Annotated in this window: 7 protein-coding genes; all 7 read right to left on the bottom strand. The window is 58.8% G+C overall.

Annotated elements, in window-relative coordinates:
• Window positions 1–165: 165 nt before the first annotated feature.
• Window positions 166–447 carry a chorismate mutase gene (gene pheA, locus P1S46_00575; protein MDF1534981.1) on the bottom strand — a complete coding sequence of 94 codons (282 nt, stop codon included), beginning with the start codon at window positions 445–447 and terminating at the stop codon, window positions 166–168.
• A gap of 216 nt (window positions 448–663) precedes the next feature.
• Window positions 664–2280, bottom strand: a complete 1617-nt coding sequence (nadB, locus tag P1S46_00570) for an L-aspartate oxidase (GenBank protein ID MDF1534980.1) — start codon at window positions 2278–2280, stop codon at window positions 664–666.
• A gap of 240 nt (window positions 2281–2520) precedes the next feature.
• Complete coding sequence (locus P1S46_00565) at window positions 2521–3615, bottom strand: CofH family radical SAM protein (protein ID MDF1534979.1); 1095 nt, start codon at window positions 3613–3615, stop codon at window positions 2521–2523.
• Between the two features lie 186 nt (window positions 3616–3801).
• Complete coding sequence (locus P1S46_00560) at window positions 3802–4650, bottom strand: hypothetical protein (protein ID MDF1534978.1); 849 nt, start codon at window positions 4648–4650, stop codon at window positions 3802–3804.
• 49 nt (window positions 4651–4699) lie between these two features.
• The gene (locus P1S46_00555) at window positions 4700–5845 is read right to left on the bottom strand and encodes a CofH family radical SAM protein (GenBank protein ID MDF1534977.1); all 1146 of its coding nucleotides are present in this window, start codon (window positions 5843–5845) and stop codon (window positions 4700–4702) included.
• A 2-nt stretch (window positions 5846–5847) separates the two neighbouring features.
• On the bottom strand, window positions 5848–7623 hold the full coding sequence (locus P1S46_00550) for a UbiD family decarboxylase (protein ID MDF1534976.1): 1776 nt from the start codon (window positions 7621–7623) through the stop codon (window positions 5848–5850).
• The gene (locus P1S46_00545; protein MDF1534975.1) at window positions 7620–8192 is read right to left on the bottom strand and encodes a UbiX family flavin prenyltransferase; all 573 of its coding nucleotides are present in this window, start codon (window positions 8190–8192) and stop codon (window positions 7620–7622) included. Before P1S46_00545 ends, P1S46_00550 begins: the two co-directional genes overlap by 4 nt.
• Window positions 8193–8219 lie beyond the last annotated feature (27 nt).

Below are 8219 nucleotides of genomic sequence, written 5' to 3'. Positions count from 1 at the left end.
TCATTGATTTGGGCGCCCCGCGCGGGGCGCGTTGATGGACTTTTTGCGAGTCCATCATCTTTAATTGCCACACAGTTGGCTGACATCTCATTTGCATCATGAATAATGCGGGCTAGGAGCCTGTGCCCTCCCTGCTAAGAAAAAGGGAGGTTCTCCGACACGCTGCTAGTCCTCCTCCTGCAACCGCCGGCTTTCCGCCATGATGACCTCGTAGATCCTCACCAGCTGTTCGGTGTCCATGGGGCCCTGGGCGCCGGCGGCGAGCTTCTTTTTCACCTTCCCCTCCCGGCCCGGATCCAGGATGGCCATGCCGATCTTCTTTTTCACCTGGCCGATCTCCTGGGCGAGGGAGGCCCGTTCCTGCAGAAGCTCGATAATGCGGCTGTCCACGGTGTCGATGGCGTTTCGAAGGTTGAGGATCCGCTGGTCGGGAGGAGGACTTTCCATTTTTTTTATCCTTGTTTCGGATTTCAAGTAAAAATGGATGCCGTGATTCGTAATTTGTGATTCGTAATTAGAAAAAATCGCGGAAATTCCTGGTTCTGTTTGCAAAAACCATTTAATCGCAATTCACAAAGACCTTATCGGATTACGGGTTGCGAGTCAGCCATGTACCCCCGGCAAAGCCGGGGGGTTCCCTAAGTACTAATCACGAGTCACGAGTCACGGCCTTTTAATATACTGCCTTCGGTTGATCACCGTGTCCTTCCGGTACGCCTCGTCCCTTTCCGGGTAGTCCAGGGTGTAGTGGAGGCCGCGGCTCTCCTTGCGGGCCATGGCGCAGCGCACCGTGAGGAGCGCGACGTAGACAAGGTTCCTCAGTTCGATGAGATCCCTGGTGATGCGGAAGTTCCAGTAGTACTCCTCCACCTCCCGCTTCAACAGCTCGATGCGGTGAAGGGCCCTTTCAAGGCGCCGGTCGGTACGAACGATCCCCACGTAGTTCCACATGGTGCGCCTGATCTCGTCCCAGTTGTGGGAGATGACAACGTTCTCGTCGGAGTCCACGGCATCACCCGGGTCCCAGGCAGGAATGTCCAAGGCCGTGGGGTGAGCGAGGGAATCCCATTCGGCCTCCATGGAGCAGGCGATCCTGTCGGCCATGACGAGGGCTTCGAGAAGGGAGTTGCTGGCCAGGCGGTTGGCGCCGTGAAGTCCCGTGCACGCCGTTTCCCCGCAGGCGTAAAGCCCTGGGACCGCGGTTTTCCCGTCCAGGTCGGTCCGGACCCCTCCGCAAAGGTAATGGGCCGCCGGGACCACGGGGAGGGGTTCTTTCGTCATGTCGAATCCGTATTCGAGGCATTGCTGGTAGATGTTGGGAAACCGGTCGATGATCTCACGGGCCGGCTTGTGGGTGATGTCCAGCAGGGCGTGGTCGTCGCCCCGTTTTTTCAGTTCGCTGTCGATGGCCCTCGCCACGATGTCCCTTGGTGCGAGGTCCTTCATCTCGTGATAGGCTCCCATGAAGGCGTTTCCGTCGAGGGTCCTGAGCACGGCCCCCTCGCCCCGGACCGCTTCGCTGATGAGGAACGATTTGGCCGCCGGGTGATAAAGGCAGGTGGGATGGAACTGGACGAACTCCATGTTGGCGATGTCGGCCCCGATGCGATAGGCCAGGGAAATCCCCGCTCCGGAGACGACGTCGGGGTTGCTTGTATAAAGGTATGCTTTCCCGGCGCCGCCGGTTGCCAGGACAACAGTTCTTGCAAGGAGAGGAAAGATCTCACCGGTGACCGCGTTGTGGATGTAGCATCCCAGGCACCGGTCGGTGGCCGGGTCGTCGGGCAGGCGGTTGGCCAGGGTGCCCAGGGTCACGAGGTTCAGAGCCATGTGGTTTTCGAGGACCCGGATCCGTTCGTTGCGGTCGGCTGCGGCATGGATGACCCGCTGGATCTCGCGCCCGGTCATGTCCTTCGCGTGGACGATGCGCCGATGGCTGTGTCCGCCCTCCCGTCCAAGGTCAAGTGTACCTTTGGCAGACAGGTCGAAATGAGCGCCCAGGTCGATGAGTTCCCTCAGGGCCCTCGGGCCGTTCTTGATGATCGTTTCCACCACGTCCTCGTGGCAGAGGTCGGCTCCCGCGGTGAGGGTGTCCCGGATGTGGTATTCGAACCGGTCCGCGTCGTCCATGACGGTGGCGATACCGCCCTGGGCCTTGGAGGTGGAGGTGTCATCGGCCGATCGCTTGGTGACAAGAGTCACGTCTGCGAATCTTGCCACCTTGAGGGCGGTCATGAAACCGGCCACCCCCGATCCAATGATAAGAACGTCGGTTTCCATGTTTCCTTAAATACCAGATAATCGGGACGCTTGCCAGAGGGCAGTGTCACCCCGAAATCCGCCGATTGGGCCCCTCCGGCCGGGGTTCCGGCGTCGCCGGCAGAAGAATACAAGAAGTGCGGGTTGCCGGTTCCTGACGTTGCCCGGACACATTTTCTGGACCCGGATCGAAAAAGCGGCATCTCTTGCCCGCCGACCGGAGGTCGATAAATACAATCGCGGGTATCGGGTCGGAGAACCTCACACAGGCTTCTGGACGCAAATGGTCTGATAATAGCCGTTTCTCTGTGCCGGTGTGAACCCCGCTCTTCGGATGATGTTTTTAACCTCTTCGACCGTGGAAGTATTCCGGTATCCGGTTGTCTTGAGCACATTTTCTTCTATCAGCACCCCTCCGAAATCGTCTGCCCCGGCAAGCAGCCCCAGCTGCCCTGCCTGAACGCTCTCGCTGAACCAGGAAGATTGAATGTGAGGGAAGTTGTCGAGCACCAGGCGTGCCAGAGCAATTATTCGCACATACTTTGCCGGGTGTACCGGGGACGGAACCTTCCGGCTGAGGTGTGAACAGCCCGGTTTGAACGACCAGGGAATAAAGCTGGTAAACCCTCCAGTACGATCCTGCACCGCCCGAAGCGACAGAAGATGGTCTACAATGTCCATATCTGTTTCAATGTGACCGAACATCATGGTCGCGGTAGTTCTAAACCCTATCCGGTGTGCGGTCTCACTAAGCTCCAGCCATTCGTTCGTCGTTGCCTTGTCCGGCGCGATTGCCTGTCGTACCCGTTCGGTCAGGATTTCGGCGCCTCCGCCAGGGATGGTGTCCACTCCTTCGAGGTATACGGACCGCAGTGCCTCTTCGTAGCTGATCTTCTCCTTAGCTGCCATGAAGACGTATTCGGCAGGGCTGAAAGGATGAATGTGGATGTCCGGACAGGCTTTCCGGATCTCCCGGATGTATGCTGTCCATTCCCCCAGCCCGATAGCCGGGTTGTGCCCCCCCTGCAGCAGCACGGTTGTCGCCCCGATGTCGTGAGCGGCCTTAACCCTTTCGCCCAGCTGCTTCGGGGAAAGGGTGTAGGCATCCGCGTCGTTTCCCGGGCGGCAGAAGGCGCAGAAAAGGCACCGGGTGACGCAGATGTTCGTGTAGTTCGGATTGGTATCTATTACGAAGGTCACAGCGGGCTCCGGGTAGCGATCGAGACGCGCACCGTGAGCCATAGCCATCAGGCGCCCCATGGGCATTTCCCTGAGCAGCTCCAGCGCATCACCGCGCTCGAACCGTTCGCCCATGCGTCGGGCAGCTATTCTTTCCCCCGTGCGCGACTTTTTCAATGGATCGTCCTCCACAATGACTGTTCCCTTTTCACCAGGAGTCTGTGTCAGGTTCTCCGACAGACACCCAGGGAGGGATGCGGCTTCCGAGGGGCTGTTACTCCCACATATAATAGTTGGTGACCTCGCAAAAAGTCATCAACACGCCCCAGGTGGGGCGCCCAGATCAATGACCGGCAATAGAAGTCAATGATCTGTGAGGAAAGCGAAAATGACACTTTTCGCTTTCCGTTGAGCAAAAAGTCCCGCCTGGGCTTTTTGCGACTCTTTCAATAGCTCAAGATCGGTTAAAAAACGTTCCTGCCCGGCAAGATCATCCTGGTCGAGGACCCGGCGGACAGTTCGGAAATAGTCCAGCACCTCCTGCAGGGGCAAGCCGAGGCTTCTGGCAGCCGGCGGCGCCGCACGATGGATCAGGTCGAACTCATTGACTCTGAACTCATCAAGCCAGTTTTCGAGTGCCCTGCGGGCGGTGCCAGGAGCATCTTTGCGTATCACCCATCTGGCGAAGACGAAAGGCAGGCTGTGCATGGCAAACCATTCCTCCGCCAGGTCCGTCACAAAAGGGTATTCGTGTGACCTGTTTTCCCGATGCGATTTCCTCATGAGCAGGGCGGCATCGCCGATAAGAAGCTCTCCGTCCGCACTACGTCCGTTACCGGCCGAAGTGGGTTTTTTTTTAAACCCGTTTCGATATCCGTGGAGAAGGTAGAGGAGCCGGACGCTGGAGGCGGATTCAGAGGTCAATCGGAATCGGGCGTCGGGTGGGATATCGGCAAACGGCCGCTTCGAAAACAGCAGGACGCTCATGGACCGTTCCCGTGCGGCGATACCGAAAGGCCCCAGCAGGTCGACGGCGGAGTCGAGAGCCGGCAGCCCACCCACCGGTACAGCCGCGGCGATCACACGTTTCTCCAGAAGGGCGGTTATGCTCTCCCGGGGAACCATCGGCACGAACCGGCACCCCTGCGGAGGACCGAAAACCTGTAGAGGCGCCATGTTCGTGTAGGGGATAATTGCGACAGGATGAGTCATCGTTGAACCTCGCGTCACTTGACCATTGCCAGGAGTCTTTGTGGGGTTATCAGGCAGGCTCCTGGTCCGATGCTGTAACGTCACCCGGCAGGACACCGGTCGATGGGGAAGGGGCGTTCATCGGCGTGAAACGGCCGTCCCGTTCCCGTGGGCGGAACCCTGCGGTTGAAATTGTTTCCACCATCCGGTCACGCGCCAGTCCAAAAGGTGTTTTTGCCCCTGCCATGTGGGCTATTTTTTCCTCGCCGATGGTTCCGTCCAGGTCATCGGCGCCCCAGCTAAGACCGGCGGCTGCAGTTTCGAGTCCGATCATAGGCCAGTAGGATTTAAGATGGGAGATATTGTCCAGTACCAACCTTGACACCGCAAGCACGGACAAGGTGTCGAGCGGGGTCGGACCCTGCTCGATAAACCGACCTTCACCGGGCTGAAACGCCAGGGGAATGAAACAGCTAAAACCATCTGAAGTGTCCTGGGCATCCCTGAGCGTCAGCAGGTGCTCCACCCTTTCAGTCCAGGTTTCCCCGAAGCCGAACAGCATGGTCGCATTGGTCGACACTCCCATTGAATGGGCCAGTTGGTGGATATGGATCCATTCGGACGGCCTGATCTTGTTCTTCCAGTATTTTTCACGGAGGCGCCCGGAAAAAATTTCCGCGCCGCCGCCGGGCATGGCGTCTATGCCGGCTTCAATAAGTTCTTCAATGACCCTCCTCTCGCTCTTTGCCGCAGTCCGGGCAAAAAAAGCAATTTCAACTGCGGTGAACGCCTTGATATGAAGAACAGGAAATCTCCTGCGCAGTTCACGGACCAGGCCGAGGTTGCGCTCATAGGGCCACACACTGTTCAAGCCGCCCACGATGTGTACCTCGGTGGGGGCCAGTTTTCCCACTTTCTCGATGATCTCCTCTTCACTGAGGATGTAGGCGTGCGCTTCTTCGGGACGGGCAGCGTAATTGCAGAAGGCGCATCCCGTGGTGCAGATGTTCGCCGGGTTTATCTGGATGTTGAAGATATAGGTCGCGTCATTGCCCCAACGCCGTGTCCGGTTTTCCAGAGCGGCCTCCCCCAGAAGGTGAAGCGTGTCGGGTGTGACAGCCCCGATCAGGGCAAAGGCCTCTGCACGGGTCAACCGCTGCCCGGCGGCGCCCTTTTCAATGGATGTTGAAAACGCGGCGTTCATGATCGTCTTCATTTTCAATCCAGCCCGAAGCTCTTCCACCGTTTATCCACATTCTTCTCCACCCCGGGATCGAATTGAACCGGTTTGGGGTAGCCGTCTTTCCACCGCGCATCGATGTCGAGCGGGAGGTTGAGGATCAAACGGTTGCCATCCAGGCGGCGTCCGGCAGGATGGATGTCAAGCAGGGGATCGAACCGCGTGAACCAACCCCAGAGGGTCATGGTGGGGTCGTCCAGAGGGATATCCGGCGATAGAAGAACGCGGAACATGTATTGGCTGGTGGACGGGTGGGCCGCCAGCGATCGGCGGACCCGGTCGATGTCCACACCGCCGGATTTCAGTTGGACCATGAGAAACGCCGGACCCCATTTCCTCAATCCCTGGATCCCGGGATCAACCATGTCGGCTTCCGGCGGCGGCGGCGGTGTCTCTCCTGGGACCGGCCGTCCGCTTCCCCGACAGGCGATCAGAATAAGCCGGGAACCGGAGTTCATGGCCGGACCGGTGAAATCGAGGGTGTCCTGGGCCGTGGGCGAAAGCAGGTGCAAGCCGTCTCCCGTGTCGAGATGCTGCCAGAGCGCTCGGCTCACCGCCTCGAAATCCTTCACGTCCACATCGCTGTCGACGGTGATCATGATCTTGGTCAGGGAGACCTGGCCTTCACCCAGCATTCCGAGAGTATGTTTCAGGGCTTCCCTCGGATATCTCTGCTTCACTGCCATGACGGCGAGGGGGTGAAAACCGGTTTCCGGATAGGCCCAGATCGCTGTTACAGCGGGCCTGGTCAGCTTCAGAAGAGGCATGGCCATTTCCTGAAGCGCGACCCCGATGTGAAAGTCCTCCTGGACCGGTTTCCCCACCACAGTGGCGGGATAAATCGCGTTTTTGCGGGCCAGCACCCGGTGGACCCGGTAGACCGGGAAATCGGCGCTGTGGGAGTAATGACCGAAATGATCCCCGAAAGGACCTTCCCGCCGCAAGTCTCCGTCCGTTACCGTTCCCTCCAGCACGAACTCCGCCTGTGCCGGAATCAGGTGCCCTGTTTTCGTTCGCTTGATGACGTCAAGCGGTTTTCCCAAAAGCAAGGCGGCCAGTATCCTTTCGTCCATCCCCTCTGGAAGCGGGGTCACAGCGGCAATGGTCAGGGCGGGCGGGCCACCGAGAAAAACGCTGACCGGAAGCGGCTGGCCGAGTTCCCGGGCTTTTTGAAAATGAAATCCTCCGCCCTTTTCGATCTGCCAATGCATTCCCGTTGAGCCGGGGCCGTATCGCTGAAGACGGTAGATGCCGGTGTTGCCGCAACCGGTCACGGGGTCGACCGTATGAACCAGTGGAAGCGTGAAGAAATGCCCACCGTCCTCCGGCCAGCACTTCAAGACCGGCAGACATTCCAGGTCGGCCGGCTCGGAAACAGTTGCCATTACCGGACCTTTAAAAACGTTGCGAAGTCTGGCGTTGAGCAGACGCCGGATGCGGCGCCTCTCTTTCCAGATCGTCTCGATTTGCGGCGGCATCATCCCTGCGGCAAGGCGTACGACTGTCTCACCCACTTCGGACGGGTGACCACCGAACACCCGTTCGACCCGGTCTTTTGTCCCGAACAGATTGGAAACGATCTGGTACGGGGACCCGATGACATTCTCGAACAGAAGCGCAGGACCGTTATGTGCCATGACCCGATGCTGAATGATGTTGATCTCTTGGTCGGGATCGACCTCGGCTCTGATGCGAACCAGTTCCCCTTGTGCTTCAAGGTGCTGAATGAAGGATCGCAGGTCCGGAAAGATCATCGCACATCCTCCCAATTCCGCCCTGGTTCATGACCGAATACCGACAGCACCCGATCCACAAACGAGTCCATGATGTCGGTGAGTGAAATCTCTTCCGGGAGCCGGCCGCTGAACATGAAAAATGGCGGGGAAAGGGGCATGATGATCCCCCCGGCCGTCGCCACTTTGTTCGCGTTATCCAGGTCGATGAGGGTCAGCGGCGATTCCCTCAGGCAGAGGACCAGGGTCCGCCGCTCTTTCAGGTGACAATGGGCCGCACGTGGAATCAGGGTGTTCCCCAGGCCAGCCGCAATACTTCCCAGCGTATGGGTCGAACAGGGGAGAACGACCATCCCACGGGTCGCCACCGACCCGGAAGCAAGGGGCGATCTGAGATCATCGTTATCGTGAATACTGTCGGCCCCGGAAAACAGTCGTTCAAGGTCTCCACGCTCTTCAGCGAACACCGTTTTCCCCCACCGGCTTACGACGAGGGCCACCGGCCAGGGCGATGCGGCGATCAATTGTTCGGCCGCGTAAGCGCCGGACGCGCCCGTTACTGCGAGAACCAGATGTTTATTCTCCGTCATGATGCTGCTTCCTTACCTGGTGGATTT

Source organism: bacterium (genome assembly GCA_029210545.1).
In the GTDB taxonomy this organism is placed as follows: domain Bacteria; phylum BMS3Abin14; class BMS3Abin14; order BMS3Abin14; family BMS3Abin14; genus JARGFV01.
This window is presented reverse-complemented; position numbering and strand designations above follow the sequence as displayed.